The sequence below is a fragment of the Rhodococcus zopfii NBRC 100606 = JCM 9919 genome, assembly GCF_001895025.1.
GTDB classification, from domain to species: Bacteria; Actinomycetota; Actinomycetes; order Mycobacteriales; family Mycobacteriaceae; genus Rhodococcus; species Rhodococcus zopfii.
In genome coordinates this window covers 1-852 of the sequence record NZ_BCXI01000137.1, presented here as the reverse complement: position 1 = coordinate 852, position 852 = coordinate 1, and the positions used below count along the sequence as shown (strand labels likewise).

The following is an 852-nucleotide window of genomic DNA, read 5'->3' as shown; positions in this document are numbered from 1 at the left end:
TACCCGAGTGACAGTCGCAGAAGGGGCTCACACATGCTCTAGGCGTTCGACGACTCTGCGAGCTCGACGGGCGGGCTTGGTCAGGCTTCGCGAGCGATCTGACGACGAGATGCAGTCAGAATCCGCGGATGGCGGCGCTACGCTGTCGCCATCCCCATCCGGGGCGAGAGGCGCTGCGACGGACCTGTCCGCCACGCTCGACTTCGGACAACATGCTCGAGGGCGCCTCCTGCTTCAGGAGGCCGAGAATGAACAGCCCGATGACAACGTGGGGCGTCGGTGACTACCCGCTGATGGCCCATCATCTACAGTCCGCGGCCATTGCAGCCGTCGACGCGGCGGCGGTCGAGCCGGGCGACCGGGTGGTTGACATCGCCACCGGCACAGTCAATGCGGCGCTGCTCGCGGCCGAGCGCGGCTGCAGAGTTGTCGGCATCGACTTTGAGACGGAGCTGCTGCGGTTGGCTGAGGAACGAGCACTCGGCACGGGTTCTGACATTGAATGGCTGTGGGGTGATCTGGAAGCCCTACTCCCTCCGGATCAATCCGCCGATGTTGTGTCTCGGTGTTCGGTGCGATGTACGCGGCCGAACATGTGATCGCAGCCCGAGAACTCGCGAGAGTCGCGGCAGCCGGCGCCAGGGTGGTGCTCGCATCGTGGGCGCCGGGCAGCGTGCTGCCGACGATGGGGCAGATACTGAACGCCTACCTACCGCCACCACCCATCGGCAGCGGCCCGCCCAGTCGCTGGGGTGACCCCGCGGCGCTCGCCAGCATGCTCGAACCTCACCGGTTACGGCTCACCGCCACCTCATCCGGTCGGGTTACCTTGCGCTTTCTTCATCCGAAGGT

The 852-nt window shown here is 66.0% G+C and carries 1 protein-coding gene and 1 pseudogene; both read left to right on the top strand.

Annotation, left to right across the window (positions count from 1 at the left end; all coding sequences use genetic code 11):
• Positions 1 to 248: 248 nt before the first annotated feature.
• Complete coding sequence (locus tag RZ1_RS29470; protein ID WP_169918193.1) at positions 249 to 599, top strand: class I SAM-dependent methyltransferase; 351 nt, start codon at positions 249 to 251, stop codon at positions 597 to 599.
• A pseudogene (locus RZ1_RS31065) lies at positions 596 to 852 on the top strand (hypothetical protein); the annotation flags it as partial. The gene RZ1_RS29470 and the pseudogene RZ1_RS31065, both read left to right, overlap by 4 nt.